This window comes from Solilutibacter tolerans, assembly GCF_900155935.1.
Classification (GTDB): domain Bacteria; phylum Pseudomonadota; class Gammaproteobacteria; order Xanthomonadales; family Xanthomonadaceae; genus Solilutibacter; species Solilutibacter tolerans.
On record NZ_FTLW01000005.1, the window covers coordinates 21,984 to 38,038 of the forward strand.

Annotated in this window: 14 protein-coding genes and 1 tRNA gene; 10 read left to right on the forward strand and 5 right to left on the reverse strand. The window is 60.3% G+C overall.

Translation table 11 applies throughout. The features are described 5' to 3' along the window. Nucleotides 1-5: 5 nt before the first annotated feature. Together BW989_RS10390 and cysS are read right to left on the reverse strand one after the other, a co-directional pair. On the reverse strand, nucleotides 6-446 hold the full coding sequence (locus tag BW989_RS10390) for a SufE family protein (RefSeq protein ID WP_076588040.1): 441 nt from the start codon (nucleotides 444-446) through the stop codon (nucleotides 6-8). Between the two features lie 125 nt (nucleotides 447-571). Further along, nucleotides 572-1,954, reverse strand: a complete 1,383-nt coding sequence (cysS, locus tag BW989_RS10395; protein ID WP_076588042.1) for a cysteine--tRNA ligase — start codon at nucleotides 1,952-1,954, stop codon at nucleotides 572-574. Between the two features lie 111 nt (nucleotides 1,955-2,065). Between cysS and BW989_RS10400 the strand changes: the two genes are divergently transcribed. The 7 genes from BW989_RS10400 (at nucleotide 2,066) to argH (ending at nucleotide 9,578) form a co-directional block, all read left to right on the forward strand. Next, entirely contained in the window at nucleotides 2,066-2,428 is a 363-nt protein-coding gene (locus BW989_RS10400; protein WP_129582905.1) for a hypothetical protein, read from the forward strand. 241 nt (nucleotides 2,429-2,669) lie between these two features. Then, on the forward strand, nucleotides 2,670-3,680 hold the full coding sequence (locus BW989_RS10405) for an N-acetylornithine carbamoyltransferase (RefSeq protein WP_076588046.1): 1,011 nt from the start codon (nucleotides 2,670-2,672) through the stop codon (nucleotides 3,678-3,680). A gap of 28 nt (nucleotides 3,681-3,708) precedes the next feature. Next, nucleotides 3,709-4,920 (forward strand): argininosuccinate synthase, encoded by a 1,212-nt coding sequence (locus BW989_RS10410; RefSeq protein WP_076588048.1) that lies wholly within the window; start codon nucleotides 3,709-3,711, stop codon nucleotides 4,918-4,920. Continuing rightward, complete coding sequence (locus BW989_RS10415) at nucleotides 4,920-6,011, forward strand: acetylornithine deacetylase (RefSeq protein WP_076588050.1); 1,092 nt, start codon at nucleotides 4,920-4,922, stop codon at nucleotides 6,009-6,011. Before BW989_RS10410 ends, BW989_RS10415 begins: the two co-directional genes overlap by 1 nt. Next, nucleotides 6,008-7,339: an acetylglutamate kinase gene (locus tag BW989_RS10420; RefSeq protein ID WP_076588052.1), complete on the forward strand. Its 1,332-nt coding sequence runs from the start codon at nucleotides 6,008-6,010 to the stop codon at nucleotides 7,337-7,339. The genes BW989_RS10415 and BW989_RS10420 overlap by 4 nt, the downstream gene beginning before the upstream one ends. Beyond that, a complete protein-coding gene (argC, locus tag BW989_RS10425; RefSeq protein ID WP_076588054.1) occupies nucleotides 7,336-8,286 on the forward strand; it encodes an N-acetyl-gamma-glutamyl-phosphate reductase in 951 nt (316 codons plus the stop codon). Before BW989_RS10420 ends, argC begins: the two co-directional genes overlap by 4 nt. After that, nucleotides 8,283-9,578, forward strand: a complete 1,296-nt coding sequence (argH, locus tag BW989_RS10430; RefSeq protein WP_076588055.1) for an argininosuccinate lyase — start codon at nucleotides 8,283-8,285, stop codon at nucleotides 9,576-9,578. Before argC ends, argH begins: the two co-directional genes overlap by 4 nt. A gap of 11 nt (nucleotides 9,579-9,589) precedes the next feature. Here the strand turns inward: argH and BW989_RS10435 are convergent, their stop codons facing one another. From BW989_RS10435 to BW989_RS10445, 3 genes are all read right to left on the reverse strand, one after another. Beyond that, nucleotides 9,590-10,489 (reverse strand): hypothetical protein, encoded by a 900-nt coding sequence (locus BW989_RS10435; protein WP_076588057.1) that lies wholly within the window; start codon nucleotides 10,487-10,489, stop codon nucleotides 9,590-9,592. Then, entirely contained in the window at nucleotides 10,486-11,745 is a 1,260-nt protein-coding gene (locus tag BW989_RS10440) for a glycosyltransferase family 2 protein (RefSeq protein ID WP_242651428.1), read from the reverse strand. Before BW989_RS10440 ends, BW989_RS10435 begins: the two co-directional genes overlap by 4 nt. A 419-nt stretch (nucleotides 11,746-12,164) precedes the next feature. Further along, nucleotides 12,165-12,241, reverse strand: a tRNA-Pro gene (locus BW989_RS10445). Nucleotides 12,242-12,369: 128 nt separating this feature from the next. Between BW989_RS10445 and hisS the strand changes: the two genes are divergently transcribed. The 3 genes from hisS (at nucleotide 12,370) to BW989_RS10460 (ending at nucleotide 16,032) form a co-directional block, all read left to right on the forward strand. Further along, complete coding sequence (gene hisS, locus BW989_RS10450; protein ID WP_425476662.1) at nucleotides 12,370-13,713, forward strand: histidine--tRNA ligase; 1,344 nt, start codon at nucleotides 12,370-12,372, stop codon at nucleotides 13,711-13,713. Beyond that, nucleotides 13,710-15,590, forward strand: a complete 1,881-nt coding sequence (locus BW989_RS10455) for an HAL/PAL/TAL family ammonia-lyase (protein WP_076588060.1) — start codon at nucleotides 13,710-13,712, stop codon at nucleotides 15,588-15,590. Before hisS ends, BW989_RS10455 begins: the two co-directional genes overlap by 4 nt. Before the next feature lie 124 nt (nucleotides 15,591-15,714). Further along, nucleotides 15,715-16,032: a YerC/YecD family TrpR-related protein gene (locus tag BW989_RS10460; protein ID WP_076588062.1), complete on the forward strand. Its 318-nt coding sequence runs from the start codon at nucleotides 15,715-15,717 to the stop codon at nucleotides 16,030-16,032. The last annotated feature ends 23 nt before the right edge of the window (nucleotides 16,033-16,055 follow it).

Below are 16,055 nucleotides of genomic sequence, written 5' to 3' on the forward strand. Positions count from 1 at the left end.
GCGGGTCAGCCCTGTGTTGCCGCGGCGCGATCGCGGATGTAGCCCAGCAGCGCCGCCAAGCCGTTGCTGCGTGTGGGAGACAGATGCTTGGCCAGGCCGATTGCCGAAATGTAATCCGGCTCGGTCGCGAGGATTTCGGCAGCGGGGCGGCCCGAATACACGCGTAGGGCGAGGTAGATGAGGCCCGAGACGATGGCCGAGTCGCTGATCGCGCGGAAGTCGAGTTTGTCAGTATCGCCCTCGCCGGTGATCCACACGTTCGACTGGCAGCCGTGCAGGCGGAATTCGTCGGTTTTCAGATGGTCTGGTAGATCAGGCAGCTTGCGGCCGAGATCGATCAGGTATTGGTAGCGCTCCGACCAATCACCGAACAGCGCGAACTCTTCAGCGATGGCTTCTTGCGCTTCGGCGGCGGTGGATTCGAGCGGGAAGGGGGATTCGGTCATTTGGAAGTTGCTTATTGTTAGTCCTGCGACGCCATCCATGGCGCGAAAGTGATGCTTCGGATCGTCCGGTCCAGCCATCCATGGCTGGGCGTTCGGAAGGGTAGGCGATGCCGATAGGGCATCGCCTAGACACCCTTCCTCACCCAACGCACGCCCTGCGGCGTGTCTTCCAGCACGATGCCCTCATCAGCCAGCTGGTCGCGGATGGCATCAGCACGGGCGAAATCGCGCGCCTGCTTGGCCGCGATGCGTTCATCGACCAGCTGCTGGATGCGTGCGTCGTCATCACAGGATGCACCACGTGCGAACCATTCGGCGGGCGTTTGCTGTAACAGGCCCAGCACCTTGCCGGCGCCGAGCAGCGCGGATTTCGCTTCGCGCTTGGCATCGGTCGATTCAGCCTTGCGCGCTTCGCTGGCGAGGCGTGCGATCTCGGCCAGAGCTGCCGGTGTGTTCAGATCATCGTCCAGGATGTGTTCGATCTCGGCGGGAATACGCCCCTCCGCATCGACATCGCCCAAATCACGCAAGGTTCCGTAGAGACGATCCAAGGTGCGGATGGATTGCTCGATCAGTCCGTCGCTCCACTCCAGCGGCTGGCGGTAATGCGCGGACAACAGGGCATAGCGCAGCGCTTCGGGCGGATGCGCACGCACCAGGTCGTGCACCTTCTCGATGTTGCCGAGCGACTTGCTCATCTTGGCACCGCCGAAATTCAGCATGCCGTTGTGCATCCAGACGCGCGCGAAGGTCTTGCCGCCGTGTGCGCACTCGCTCTGCGCGATCTCGTTCTCATGGTGCGGGAATTGCAGGTCGATGCCGCCCGCATGGATGTCGATGGTCTCGCCCAGATGCGCCGCCGCCATCGCCGAGCACTCGATATGCCAGCCGGGGCGGCCGCGGCCCCAGGGCGAATCCCAGCCTGGGAGGTCGTCGGTCGAGGGCTTCCACAGCACGAAATCGCCCGGATCGCGCTTGTACGGGGCCAAGTCGATGCGCGCGCCGGCCAGCATGTCCTCGGGGTCGCGGCGCGAGAGCTTGCCGTAATCCGTGTAGCTCGCCACCGAAAACAGCACGTGGTTCTCGGCCGCATAGGCATGGCCATCGGCAATCAGCCGCTCGCACATCGCGATGATGTCGGCGATGTGATCGGTCGCTGCGGGTTCCATGTCCGGGGCGAACTCACCATCCACACCCAGCATCGCCATGTCTTCGCGATAAGCCGCGGCGAAGCGGTCGGTGATGGCGGAGATCGGCGTGCCGGCTTCCTTGGCTGCCGCGTTGATTTTGTCGTCGATGTCGGTGATGTTGCGTGCATAGCGCAAACCGCCGTAACGCCGACGCAACAGGGCCGCCAGCACACCAAATACCACCGGCCCGCGCGCATTGCCGATATGCACGTAGTTGTAGACCGTGGGGCCGCAGACATACATCGTCGGGCTGGCCGGGTCTTGCGGCTGGAAAGGCTCCAGGCGGCGGGTCAGGGTGTTGTAGAGATGCAGGCTCATGCGAATCCTCGTGGGGATGTGAATTCTAACGGGCCTGACCCATGCAGTCGCGGTTCAGCTTGGCGTTGGGGGCGCTGACTAAACTGCAGGCCCTTGTTTCGCGGAAGTCCCGTGCCCGTCAACCTTCCGCTTTCGATGGCTTTGGCAATGTCACTCGCATCGCCGCTGGTGCAGCAGCAGGGCGAAGAAACCTTCGTCCCCGTGGAGCAGGTGCGTTACGACTATGCCGAAGTCCTGCGCGTGCAGCCGGTGGAGCAGGTGATCACGACGGGCGTGGTCGAGCGTCGCTGTACCGAACAGGGTAAATGCCGACAGGTGCGTGTCCCGAAGGAACTGCGCCAGACTATCGGTTATGACGTGGACTACACCTATCGCGGTAGCAAGTACCGCTCCCGCCTTGCACAAGACCCGGGCCGCCGTGTGCGTATCCGTATTGGCATTACCCCCATGGTCAGCAATCGCGGCCGCCGCTGATGCAATGCTTGTGGACGGGCCCCGCCCGTGCGACCATGCGCGCCTCATGCAAGTCCTGACCGCTTCCGCCGCCTTCGCTTATCAGTCCGCCGCCTGGATGGCCGCGGGCATGACATCGCGTGCGCGCCGACTGTGCGAATACTGATCGCCGGTCCGGTCTGCGTTGCTGCAGCATCCTGAAACCCGGCCCCGTGCCGGGTTTTTTCGTTTTCGCCCTTCCACTTTCCAGCTGATTACTGCCATGAAGCACTTCCTCAATACCCAGGACTGGACCCGTGCCGAGCTCGATTCGGTGCTGCGCGATGCCGCGTATTACAAGGAGCACAAGTTCGGCGATGCGCTCAAGGGCAAGGGCGTCGCCCTGGTGTTCTTCAACTCGTCCTTGCGCACGCGTACCAGCTTCGAGCTGGGCACCTTCCAGTTGGGTGGCCACGCGGTGGTGCTGCAGCCGGGCAAGGATGCCTGGCCGATCGAATTCGACCTCGGCACGGTGATGGATGGCGAGGCCGAGGAGCACATCGCCGAAGTGGCCCGTGTGTTGTCTCGCTACGTCGACTTGATCGGCGTGCGCGCCTTCCCGAAGTTCATCGATTGGTCGATTGATCGCCAGGATCGCGTGCTGAACGGCTTCGCCAAGCATTCGACGGTACCGGTGATCAACATGGAAACGATCACCCATCCTTGCCAGGAGCTGGCGCACGCGCTGGCCTTGCAGGAGCACTTCGGCACGGAAGACCTGCGCGGCAAGAAGTATGTCCTCACCTGGACCTATCACCCCAAGGCGCTGAATACTGCCGTCGCCAATTCCGCGCTCACCATCGCGACGCGCATGGGCATGGACGTGACGTTGCTATGCCCGACCGAGGATTACATCCTCGACGAGCGCTACATGGATTGGGCGAAGCAGAACGTCGTCGAGAATGGCGGCTCACTCGCCGTCAGTCACGACATCACCAGCGCCTATCGCGATGCGGATGTCGTCTATGCCAAGAGTTGGGGCGCGTTGCCGTACTTTGGAAATTGGGAGAAGGAAAAGCCCATCCGCGACCAGTACAAGCACTTCATCGTCGATGAAGAAAAGATGGGGCTGACCAATAACGGCGTGTTCTCGCATTGCTTGCCGCTACGCCGCAATGTGAAGGCGACCGACGGCGTGATGGATTCGCCTAACTGCATCGCCATCGACGAGGCCGAGAACCGCCTGCACGTGCAGAAGGCGGTGATGGCCGTACTTGCCCGACAGAACGACTGACGCGACATCGAACAACCAGGAACAGAAAATGAGCAATTTGAGTGAAAGCCGCGACATCGTCCTGGCCTTTTCCGGCGGATTGGATACCAGTTTTTGCGTGCCTTACCTGAAAGAACGCGGCTGGAACGTGCACACCGTGTTTGCCGATACCGGCGGCGTGGACGCAGAAGAGCGCGCCTTCATCGAGGCGCGCGCTGCCGAATTGGGCGTGGCTTCGCACGTGACCGTCGATGGCGGCCCGGCGATCTGGGAAGGCTTCGTCAAGCCGTTCGTGTGGGCAGGCGAGGGCTATCAAGGCCAGTATCCGTTGCTGGTGTCGGATCGTTACCTCATCGTCGATGCGGCCTTGGCACGCGCGCATGCGCTGGGTACCAACGCGATCGCGCATGGTTGCACCGGCATGGGCAACGACCAGGTGCGCTTCGACCTAGCGGTGAAGGCGAGTGGCGATTACCGCATCGTCGCGCCGATCCGTGAAATCCAGAAGAAACACACGCAGACACGCGCGTACGAACAGCAATATCTGGAAGCGCGCGGTTTCGGCGTGCGCGCCAAGCAGCAGCAATACACCATCAACGAAAACCTGCTGGGCGTGACCCTGTCCGGCGGCGAGATCGATCATTGGCAAGCACCGGGCATCGAGGCTCGTGGCTGGTGCAAGCCGCGTAGCGAATGGCCAGATGCGCCGCTGCAAGTGACGATCAAGTTCATCGAAGGCGAAGCCGTCGCCGTCAATGGCGAGGCACTGCCAGGCGACAAGTTGCTGGCCAAGCTCAATGGCCTGTTTGCGGCGTACGGTGTCGGTCGCGGGATGTACACCGGCGACACCACCATCGGCCTCAAGGGGCGCATCGTGTACGAAGCGCCGGGTTTGATCGCGCTGCTCACGGCTCATCGCGCATTGGAAGAGGCCGTGCTGACCAAGCAGCAGAACCGCTTCAAACCTGAGATCGCACGCAAGTGGGTTGAGCTGGTCTATGAAGGCTTCTACCAGGACCCGCTCAAGAGCGACATCGAGGCTTTCCTCAAGTCCAGTCAGCACAAGGTCAATGGTGAGGTGGTGCTGGAAACCAGTGGCGCTCGTGTCGATGCCGTGGCGGTGCGCTCGCCGCACATCCTCAACGCCAAGGGCGCGACCTATGCGCAGTCGGCGGACTGGGGCGTGGAAGAGGCCGAAGGCTTCATCAAGTTGTTCGGCATGAGCAGCACGCTCTGGGCCGAAGTGAACTCGGAACGCTGATGCAGGACGCCGTCCTCAAGCATCTGGCGGCCTTGGTGTCGTTCGACACGCGCAACCCGCCGCGCCAGATCCCCGCGGAAGGCGGCCTGTTCGGTTACCTGCACGAGCAACTGTCGGATTTCCAGGTGGAAGTCACGGACCACGGCGACGGCGCAGTGTCGCTGTTCGCCGTGCGCGGACAGCCGCGCGTCCTGTTCAACGTGCACATGGACACCGTGCCGGATTCGCCGGCATGGACAGCGGACCCGCACCTGCTCCGCGTCGAAGGTGACCGCGCCATTGGGCTTGGCGCCTGCGACATCAAGGGCGCAGCGGCTGGCTTGCTGGCCGTGGCGCAATCCACCCCCGGTGATCTGGCGCTGCTGTTCAGTAGTGACGAGGAAGCGAACGACCCGCGTTGTATTGCCGCGTTCTTGCAACGCGATCATGGCTTCAAAGATGTCGTGGTGGCCGAGCCGACGCGCTGTGAGGCTGTGCTGGCCCATCGCGGCATCAGCGCGGTGCGCATGCAATTTCACGGTGCAGCCGGTCATGCGTCCGGTCCACAGGCGATGCAGGCCAGTGCCTTGCATCAGGCGATGCGCTGGGGCGTACGCTCGCTGGAGCATGTCGAAGCGCATGCCGCGCAGGAATTCGGTGGCTTGAAAGGCCTGCGCTTCAACATCGGGCGCGTCGAAGGCGGGATCAAAGCGAATGTAATCGCGCCCCAAGCGGAAGTGCGCTTCGGTTTTCGTCCTCTGCCTTCATTGGCGATGAATGAACTGCATGAGCAATTCCGTGGTTTTGCAGAGCAAGGCACCGATTACGAAGAAACTTTCCGCGGTCCGTCCTTGCCTGCAGGTGATGCGCGTGATGCCGAGAACCGTCGACGCGATGCCCAAGCTCTGGCTGAATCCCTGCAATTGCCCATCGGCAACGCAGTGGATTTCTGGACCGAGGCATCGCTGTTCTCACAGGCCGGCATGAACGCGATCGTCTACGGCCCCGGCGACATCGCCCAAGCCCATACCGCAGACGAATGGGTGGCGCTGGAGCAACTGCAGCGTTACGCCGATTCCATTCAACGCATCGTTTCGACATCCACACCATGAACCTGCAAGTCCACGATCCGCAAACGCGGCAAACCATCGTTCGCCTGCTCTCCAGCATGGGCGGAGCGAAAGAAATAAATCAATACCTCAAGCGCTATTCGCAACTGGAAGCTGCTCGTTTCGCGGTAGTGAAAGTTGGTGGCGCGGTGTTGCGCGACGACTTGGAAGCGCTGACTTCCTCACTGGCGTTTCTGCAGGATGTTGGCCTTACGCCTATCGTCATTCATGGTGCTGGGCCGCAATTGGACGAAGCGATTGCGGCTGCGGGCATCGAGAAACAAACCGTCGACGGTTTGCGAGTGACACGCAGTGACACGCTCGCCATCGTACGCAGGGTGATGCAAGCGCAGAATCTTGCGTTGGTAGAGGCCTTGCAAGCACGCGATGCACGCGCAACATCGATTGTGTCCGGCGTGTTCGAAGCGGAATTGATGAATGAAGCGACCTTCGGCCTTGTTGGCCAAGTAGGGCGGGTGGAGTTGGCACCGATCCGTGCCAGCCTGCAGGCAGGCTCCATTCCAGTGATTGCAAGCCTTGGCGAAACCGCGGGCGGACAGATCGTCAACATCAATGCTGATTACGCCGCCAATGCCTTGGTACGTGAGCTGCAGCCGGACAAAATTGTGTTTCTCACCGGGACCGGGGGCTTGCTCGATGAACGCGGCAAGGTGATCGATTCGATCAACCTTTCCACCGATTACGAACGCCTGATGCAGGCGTCGTGGGTCAATGGTGGCATGCGGGTCAAGCTGGAGCAGATCAAGGCCTTGCTCGATAGCGTGCCCTTGTCTTCATCCGTTTCGATCACTCGACCAAGTGAATTGGCGAAGGAGCTGTTCACGCATAAGGGCTCCGGCACATTGGTGCGCCGGGGCGAGCGTGTGCTGCGCGTCGAGTCGTGGGACGGACTGGATCTGACCCGCTTGCGGGGGCTGATCGAATCCGCGTTTGGTCGCAAGCTGTTACCGGACTATTTCGAGAAAACGACGTTGCTACGCGCTTACGTCAGCGAGAACTACCGCGCTGCGGTGATCGTGACAAATGACGGCTCGCAGCCCTATCTCGACAAATTTGCAGTGCTTGATGACGCACAGGGCGAAGGTCTTGGGCGTGCGGTGTGGGAATTGATGCGCGCGGAAACGCCGATCCTCTACTGGCGCTCGCGCCGCTACAACCCGGTCAATACCTTTTACGACGCAGAGGCCGATGGCAGCTTCCGCCGTCAACCTTGGAAAGCGTACTGGTTCGGCTTGGAAGATTTCGACGCGATCCGTATCTGCGTCGAAGATGCCATGGCCCGCCCTGCCACGCTCGAGGACCCGGCATGAAGCGCATAGGCCTGGTCGGTGCACGCGGTTATGTTGGCGAAGAACTGATAAAACTGATCGCCGCGCATCCGCAGATGACGCTCGGATTCGTGTCCTCGCGTGAGCGTGATGGTGAGCGTGTGGCCGACCACGTCGCCGGCATCGATGATGGTCTTCGTTATCGCAACATCTCGCATGAAGCCCTGGCCGATGAGGTAGTGGATGCCTACGTATTGGCGTTGCCCAACGGCAAGGCGGCGGCATGTGTCAGCAATATCGACACCCGTGGCGATGCACCGGTGATCGTGGACCTCTCCGCTGATTATCGTTTCGACGATGGTTGGTACTACGGACTGCCGGAGCTCACCCGCAACCGTTATGCCGGGCATCGTCACATCAGCAATCCAGGTTGCTATGCCAGTGCCATGCAATTCGCCATCGCGCCCATGCACGAGGCCTTGACGGGGCCTGTGCAGTGCTTTGGTGTTTCAGGATGGTCCGGTGCAGGCACCACGCCCAGCGACAAGAACAATCCTGAACTTCTTCGCGACAATCTGATGCCCTACGCGCTGTCCGGCCATCTGCACGAGCGTGAAGTCGGCCGCCACTGTGCCTCGGTGGAGTTCATGCCACATGTGGCACCTCATTTCCGTGGCTTGTCGATCACGGCCAACCTGCATCTGGATAGGGCGATGATGCTGGATGAGGTCAGGCAGGTTTACAGACACTTTTACGCGGACGAACCGCTCGTGGAGGTGGTGGATGATGCCCCTTGGTCTTCGCGCATTGCCGGACGACATCACGCCGAAGTGGGCGGTTTCACGCTGTCCGATGATGGCCGCAGGCTTGTGGTGGTGAGCGTATTGGACAACTTGTTGAAGGGCGCGGCGACACAGGCGATGCAGAATCTCAACCTTGCCTTTGGCTTCGACGAACTGGCAGGCATTCCGTTGGAGGGTAGGGCATGAGCAAGCTGTTGTGGCAGAAACAAGGCGTGGCCGTCGATGCCGATATCCAGGCATTCCTCGCGGCCGATGACGTTATCCTGGATCGCGAATTCATTGCATATGACATTCGCGCGAGTCGTGCACATGCCGAAGGGCTGCAACGCATTGGCATCCTCACTCAAGAGGAGCTGGACGGGATTGCTCGTGAGTTGGATGCATTAGCCGATGACCTGGCGCGTGGTGTCTTCGTTCTGGACGAACGCTGGGAAGACATGCATTCCGCTATCGAAGATCGCCTGACCGAGCGCTTGGGGGATGCAGGCAAAAAGATTCACACCGGACGCAGTCGAAACGATCAGGTGCTGGTTGCCACGCGCCTATGGTTGAAGGATCAGCTCGACGAAGTGACATCGTCATGCACCGCCGTCGCGCGCATCGCACTGACACGTGCGGGAGTAGAACGCGATGTGCCGATGCCTGGCTACACGCATTTGCAACGGGCCGTCGTATCCAGTGCAGGCATGTGGTGGGCAGGCTGGGCCGAGGCTTTTATCGACAACGCACAGCGCGCACGCGTTACTCGCGATTGGCTGGACGCTAACCCCTTGGGTACTGCTGCCGGTTACGGTGTCAACTTGCCTTTGGACCGTGAGCACACAACGACGGCACTTGGATTCGCGCGGATGCAGGTTTCACCGCCCTATGCGCAACTCTCGCGCGGGAAATTCGAGTTGGCTGCCCTTGAAACATTGGGCAGTGCGATGCTGGACCTGCGTCGAATCGCCTGGGACCTCAGCCTCTTCACCAGTGCTGAATTCGGATTTGTTGCGTTACCGGCGCAATACACCACGGGCAGCTCGATCATGCCCAACAAGCGCAATCCAGATGTCATCGAGTTGATGCGTGCCGCCTATGCCAGCGTCGCCGCGGCGAAGGTCGAGATCGAGCAATTGATGTCACTTCCTTCGGGCTATCACCGCGACCTGCAGTTCGGCAAAGGCGGATTGGTGCACGGATTCCTGCGTGGGTTGGGTGCATTGCGCTTGTTGCCTGCCTTGCTCGCTGCGCTTGAATGGAAGCAAGAGCGCATGCGCAGCGCGATTGAGCCTTCAATGTATGCGACAGACCTCGCGGTCGACTTGGCGCGACAGGGCCTACCATTTCGCGATGCTTACTGTGAAGCAGCTAAGCCCGAGCGGTGGGCCGAAGGCGATCCGGCAACAAGCCTTGCTGCGCGAGTTTCACCGGGAGGGACGGGCGATGATCATTTGCACGTGCTCGAAGCGCGACTAGCGCAGATCACGGCCAATTGAATTTTGAGTGATCAGAAGCGCCTCAAGGCCGAAAGCGTGAACTGCGTATAACGATACGTATAGCCGGTTGCGACCGGCGTGTTGGAATGAACCGCGTTGGCCTTGAAATACCACTTGCCGCGATCCGGACTGGTGATGCCCAGCTCAAGGTAGCGCGCCGCCCGCCAATCTGACACCGCATCTTTGCTGCGCCCATAACCTGCAACGGCCAAATACTGCCATCCGCCACGATAACGACGGAGTTGCAAGGTCGGTATGACTTCTGCGTACCAGCCGGGCGCGTAATAGTCATATTCGCGGGGATGGCTGTCGTGCCAATAACGCATGCGCAATTGTGCGCTAAGGCCCCAATCAGGCTTGAGTACATGGATGTAGCGTGCCCGCGCATGCAGGCGCAAGTTATCGCCGGTGAAGTCTTGTACGCCGACCATGGCCGTCATCAGGTTGCGGTCATTGATTGGCAGGTCGTAAGCCGCCCCGGCAAAGGTGTAATGCAATCCTTGGTCGAGGCCTGTGGGCGTCTCGATGATCTCGCGTTCGATGAAATATTCCTGCCGGAAGGGGGCTTCGTTATGGATCGCCGCATTGCCCAGCCATGTATGGCCATCGGTGCCGAGCATGCCATTCCACTTCCACGCTTCATTACCATCGGCGAAACGATAGTAGGCACGGGCATCTTTTTTGGCGGGCTGCCCGAGGGGAGCAAAGCTGGCCGACTCCAGTCGGATGCCTTGATAGCTCTCCATCGACTCGTTCTTGAAATCGAAGTTGGCACCGAACTTGACGACTTCAGAGTCGTCGGCATCGTCGGAGACGAATATGTCGAAGCCGGCGGCCTGTTGGGCCAATGCCGCCTGGGGTAAAAGCAGAAGCGCAAGGACGATGGGGACAAGGGTGGGGCGTTGGTTCATTTGGTATCCCAGTGTTTGCGTAGACCGATGAGCTCGGCGATGTATCCGCCGACGCAGACTGGCTGCAGCACCAGACTGTAGATCACGACATATGAAAACAGCCCGATCGGGTTCCTTCGCACGCGCAGCCCTTGCTTGGTCAGCATCTTTTTCTGTACGCGGTAGATGATCGCATTCCAGAAGAAGGCCAACGGAAGCACGGCGATCGTCATGATCCCCACGATGTAGTAAATGCCGAACAGAGCCATCACGATGCCGGGGATGAAGGCGAAGGTGAAGACCAGATCCAACGGAAGGAACAGCAGATTCCACCAGATGAACAACGTGGTCATGCGACGCTTGAAAAGCAGGCGCCAGTGATGGTTGAAAGCTTCCATCAAGCCGCGGGACCAACGCTTGCGTTGCAACGCGAATTGTTTGAGCTTCTCGGGAACATGGGTGAACAGCATCGCGTCTTCGGCGTAGCCAATGCGCGCGCCACGCTCGAGCAAAGCCCATGACACCACGATGTCTTCGCCCACGCATTCTGGCCAGCCGCCCACCTCCTTCAGCGCTTGCTTCTCGTAGAGAGAGAATGCGCCTTGGGCCACAAGCGTGCCGTGATACATGCTTTGCATGCGCTTGACTGCGGCGATGCCATGAAAATAGTCCCACTCCTGCACGCGGGTAATCCAATTAGTGCGGGAGTTACGCACCAGCACCGCGCCTGCGACCGCCAGAGTGTTGGGGGGGTCGCTCAGCTTGCGCTCGACGATTCGCCGCAACGCCGTGAGGTACAGCCAGCTATCGCCATCGACAGTAACCACCAGGTCGTGCGACGCGAGGTCGAGGCCACGGTTCAGCACCGCAGCCTTGCCAGCGTTCTGTGGATAGTCAACGATCTTGAATCGGGCTCGTGGATTGTGATTGCTGAGATTCGCGATGGTGTCTTTGGCGATGGCGACGGTGTCGTCAGTGGAGCCATCGTTCAATAGCAATACTTCATAGTCGCCGGGGTAGTCCTGCCGGGAAAGGCTGGTCAACGTGTCGGCGATGTTGTTTGCCTCGTTGTAACAGGCGACCAAGATGCTGACGGGCGGGAAAGAGGCCGGGCGCTGACGGGCGGGGCGCCTGTCCAGCAGTATGGTGGAGATGAGGAAGGCGTTCATGAAGCCCGGTACGTAGGCGATGAACAGGATCAGGGCGACGGCAAAGCCGCGCCCGATGACTTGCGATAGCTCATCCAGCCAAGGCACCGACAAATAGACGCTCAACATCGTCCAGGCGACTGCAACCAGCAATGAAATCAAGAACTTAGCTGGAACGCTGAGATAGAATCGTCTGTGGCCATCATCTTCATTGATAGCTACGGGTGCACTGAAGTCTTTCTCGTTAGGCTGCAACACCCTTGCGTGTCGCATCCCGCCTGATGTCATTTTTGACGTGGCAGTCTCTTGCCTACGCACCCATGGCCCCCTGTGGTCGTTTGGGTGTCCGTTCTTGGACGAATACATGATGTCTGGCTGTAGGTGAATATGTGATGATTCACACAAAATTTCCAGTGCTAGGCCATCGAATCCCGATATGGCGTGGATTTGGGCGCACTGGGGGGGTATCGACGGCCGTTACCCGACAAAACGGGAGGCACAAAAAATCCCGGGTGCAAAAGCGACCCAGGATTCCTTGTTTCTGCGGTTGGTCGGGGAGACAGGATTCGAACCTACGACCTCTACGTCCCGAACGTAGCGCTCTACCAGACTGAGCTACACCCCGATTCCGAGCTCGGCATTGTACGGAATCGTCTGGCCGCGCGGCAAGTGGGTTGGGCGGCCCGCTAGAATGATGGGCTGATTCCCCCGCATGAGGCCGTCTTGATCAAGCCCCGCACCCCGCCCGGCGTCATGGAGTTGCTGCCGCGCGAGCAGATCGCCTTCCAGCGCATGCTGGACACCATCCGCAGCACCTATGAGTCTTTTGGCTTCCTGCCGGTTGAAACACCCGTCTTCGAGCTATCCGATGTCTTGCTGACCAAGACCGGCGGCGAGACCGAGCGCCAGGTCTACTTCGCACAATCCACCGGCGCGCTGGAGAAATCCCGCGAAAACGGCGAGGGCTTGCCCGAAATGGCCTTGCGCTTCGACTTGACCGTGCCGCTGGCGCGCTATGTCGCCGAGCATGAGCATGATCTCGCTTTTCCATTTCGCCGCTATCAGATGCAGCGCGTGTATCGAGGCGAGCGTGCCCAGCGTGGCCGCTTTCGAGAGTTTTACCAATGCGATATCGACGTGATTGGCAAGGATGCGTTGTCCCCGCGCTATGACGCCGAGATCCCTGCGGTCATCAACGCCGTGTTCGAGCGATTGGCGATCGGCGACTTCACCATCCAGTTCAACCATCGCAAATTGTTGCGTGGGTTCTTCGAGGGGCAAGGTATCGAAGGCGAACAGCAGATGCTGGTGTTGCGCGAACTCGACAAGCTCGATAAGCGTGGTGAGGCGGCAGTGCGCGAAACCTTGATGGACGAAGCGTTTGGTCTTAGCGATGTCGTCGCCGACAAACTACTCGCATTCTCGCGCGTGCGCTCGACCAGTCATGCCAATGCGCTGACGCAGCTGGCTGCCTTGGGCGATGGCACGCCCCTCTTCAACGAAGGTCGCGATGCACTGGTCGCCACGCTTGAACAGTTGAAGGCGATGGGTATCCCCGAATCGCGCTATGCAATCAACCTCTCGATCGCGCGTGGTCTGGATTACTACACCGGTATCGTCTACGAGACGACGCTCGATGCGCATCCGCAGATCGGTTCCATCTGTTCAGGTGGGCGTTACGACGATCTGGCCAGTCACTACACCAAGTCCAAGCTGCCGGGTGTCGGCATCTCGATCGGTCTGACGCGCCTGTTCTGGCAGCTGCGTGAAGCGGGTTTGGTCGATGTCGCGACCAGTAGCGTCGATGTTCTGGTTGCCTTGCTGGACGAAGCGGGGTTTGCTGATGCCTTGGCGTTGTCGCAAACGTTGCGTGCACGAGGCTTGCGTGTCGAAACACAGATGGAAGCCCGCAAGATCGCCAAGCAGTTCCAGTACGCGGACCGCGCGGGAATCCGTTTCGTTGCCTTGCGCGGTGAAGGCGAGCGAGCAACCGATACGGTGACACTGAAAGACCTGCGTAATGGCGAGCAGGAAACGTTGGCCATGGATGTCGCCGCCGATTGGCTGGTCGGTCGACTTGGAGAGTCTGTGCAATGAGCAACACCATCTTGCTTGATGGCCATTCCCTGGATCGCGCAGCACTGGTGAAGATCGCCAACGGCGCGCAGGTCGAGCTGGATACCGAAGCGTTGAAGCGTGTCGAGCGCGCCGCCGCGTTCCTGTCCGAGCAAGTCGCGCGCGAAGAGCCGATCTATGGCGTTTCCACCGGTTTCGGCAGCAACGCCGACAAGCTCTTGGGTGGGCGTCGTGCGCGTGATGGGCAGGACGCTGGCGAGTCGCTGCATGAAGAGTTGCAGCGCAATTTGATCGTCACCCATGCGGTGTGCGTGGGCGAGCCCTTTGCACCGGACGTCGTGCGCGCCATGCTGGGCATCCGTATCAACACGCTGTTGCGAGGGCACTCGGGCATTCGTGTCGAAACCCTGCAGGCGCTCGCCGCGATGCTCAACGCCGGCATTGTGCCGGTGGTTCCGCAACTGGGCTCGGTGGGGGCGTCGGGCGATCTGGCACCACTGTCGCACCTGGCGATCGTGCTGATCGGCGGCGGTGAAGCCTTCTACCAAGACGAGCGTATGCCGGGTGGGGAGGCCTTGTCTCGCGCTGGCCTTGAGCCCGTCACTCTCAGTCATAAGGAAGGCTTGGCGCTGAATAACGGCACCGCACAAATGTTGGCGACCGGTGTGCTGGCGTTGCATCGCCTGGAAGAATTGCTGGATACAGCTGATCTCGCTGCTGCAATGACCATCGATGCATTTGCAGGACGTATGGGCGCATTTGCACCTGAAGTACATGCATTGCGTCCGCACCCGGGGCAGATCCTGACGGCAGAGAACCTGCGTCGCCTACTCGCGGGGTCGACCCTGTCCGACATCCCATACCACTTGGTGCCGCGTTTCAAATCTTGGCAGTCCGATAGCTGGGCGGGCGAAGATTCGAAGAACCTAAGCTTCGACATCAGTTGGGACTGGGTCTCGGATACCCAGCGCCACGGACGCGAGAAGTTCTACCAACGATTCAAGCCTTTCCGCGGCGGCAAGAAGCACCAGCCGCAAGACAGCTATTCCTTGCGTTGTGTGCCACAGGTGCATGGCGCGGTGCGCGACGCCGTGGCGCAGGCCGCGCGCGTGCTCGACATCGAGCTCAACGCCGTCACCGACAACCCGCTGGTGTTTCCGTATGCCAAAGCTGAGCATGTCGAGCAGCAGGTGATCTCGGCTGGTCATTTCCATGGCATGCCACTCGCGCTTGCGATGAGTTATGTCAAAGCCGCCATTCCGGTGCTTGCTTCGATCAGCGAGCGTCGCCTCAACAAACTGGTCGATCCTGCCACCAACGATGGCCTGCCTGCGTTCTTGATCGGCAACGAGGACGGCACTGAATCGGGCTACATGATCGTGCAATACACCGCGGCGGCGATCGTCAACGACTTGGCGTCGAGGGCAATGCCGACATCTGTGTATTCGATCCCGACCAGTGCCAATGCCGAAGATCACGTGTCGATGGGCGCGAATGAAGCGCGCCACGTGCTGGCGATGACAGCGGACTTGGCAAAGGTGCTGGGCTTGGAGCTCGCCACCGCCGCACAGGCATTGGATTTCCGCCGTGACATGCTGAATGCCGCCAAGGCATTGGCGCGTGATGCCGATGCCGAAGCATTTGCGACCAAGGTCAATGGTGCGCCGCTGACCGATGCACCTAATCGCGCGCAATTCCTGGATGAGGTCGATGGGATGCGCCGTGAGTTGGTCGATGCCAATAGCTTCCACCCTGGAAGGATCGTTTCTGCCGCACATGCTGAGGTGCGCAAGCACGTGGCGTTCATGGGGCGGGATCGCGCGTTGGACGATGATGTTGCCGCAGCCGTGCGCATGGTGGAGTCAGGTGCGGTGCTGGCGGCCAGCCGCAGCGCCTGAATCAATTTTCACCAGCCTTGGCCCTGCTTGACGCGGGGCCGAGCTTTCCTTAAGCTTTCAAATCAATGTAATAACGCGCTAATACATTCATCCGCATTGATCAAATAAACCTGCGATTTGTCCCATGAAGCAGCGCCCTCAATCGCCGTCCAAACCGCAGGCCAGTGCAGATCTCGATGCCTTGGCCACGGCTTTGTGCAGCTTGAAGACCGCGGCGGATGTGCGGGCGTTCCTCGAGGACTTGTGCACGCCCTCTGAGCTGGAGTCCATGAGTGATCGCTGGAAGGTCGTGCCCATGCTGTTGCAGGGCGGGACCTATCGCGACATCCACGACCGCACGGGCGTGAGCGTGACCACCGTCGGGCGCGTCGCCCGCACCATTGAGCTCGGTAGCGGCGGCTATCGGAAGGCAGCGGCCAGGTTGCATCGACATCAACACTGATGTCGATCCAGCTGCGCCATTGA

Bases quoted from the DNA above. Each gene is read 5' to 3' on its own strand.
- BW989_RS10390 (WP_076588040.1), bottom strand. From the start codon at position 446: ATGACCGAATCCCCCTTCCCGCTCGAATCCACCGCCGCCGAAGCGCAA.
- cysS (WP_076588042.1), bottom strand. From the start codon at position 1,954: ATGAGCCTGCATCTCTACAACACCCTGACCCGCCGCCTGGAGCCTTTC.
- BW989_RS10405 (WP_076588046.1), top strand. From the start codon at position 2,670: ATGAAGCACTTCCTCAATACCCAGGACTGGACCCGTGCCGAGCTCGAT.
- BW989_RS10410 (WP_076588048.1), top strand. From the start codon at position 3,709: ATGAGCAATTTGAGTGAAAGCCGCGACATCGTCCTGGCCTTTTCCGGC.
- BW989_RS10415 (WP_076588050.1), top strand. From the start codon at position 4,920: ATGCAGGACGCCGTCCTCAAGCATCTGGCGGCCTTGGTGTCGTTCGAC.
- BW989_RS10420 (WP_076588052.1), top strand. From the start codon at position 6,008: ATGAACCTGCAAGTCCACGATCCGCAAACGCGGCAAACCATCGTTCGC.
- argC (WP_076588054.1), top strand. From the start codon at position 7,336: ATGAAGCGCATAGGCCTGGTCGGTGCACGCGGTTATGTTGGCGAAGAA.
- argH (WP_076588055.1), top strand. From the start codon at position 8,283: ATGAGCAAGCTGTTGTGGCAGAAACAAGGCGTGGCCGTCGATGCCGAT.
- BW989_RS10435 (WP_076588057.1), bottom strand. From the start codon at position 10,489: ATGAACCAACGCCCCACCCTTGTCCCCATCGTCCTTGCGCTTCTGCTT.
- BW989_RS10440 (WP_242651428.1), bottom strand. From the start codon at position 11,745: ATGTTGAGCGTCTATTTGTCGGTGCCTTGGCTGGATGAGCTATCGCAA.
- hisS (WP_425476662.1), top strand. From the start codon at position 12,370: ATGGAGTTGCTGCCGCGCGAGCAGATCGCCTTCCAGCGCATGCTGGAC.
- BW989_RS10455 (WP_076588060.1), top strand. From the start codon at position 13,710: ATGAGCAACACCATCTTGCTTGATGGCCATTCCCTGGATCGCGCAGCA.
- BW989_RS10460 (WP_076588062.1), top strand. From the start codon at position 15,715: ATGAAGCAGCGCCCTCAATCGCCGTCCAAACCGCAGGCCAGTGCAGAT.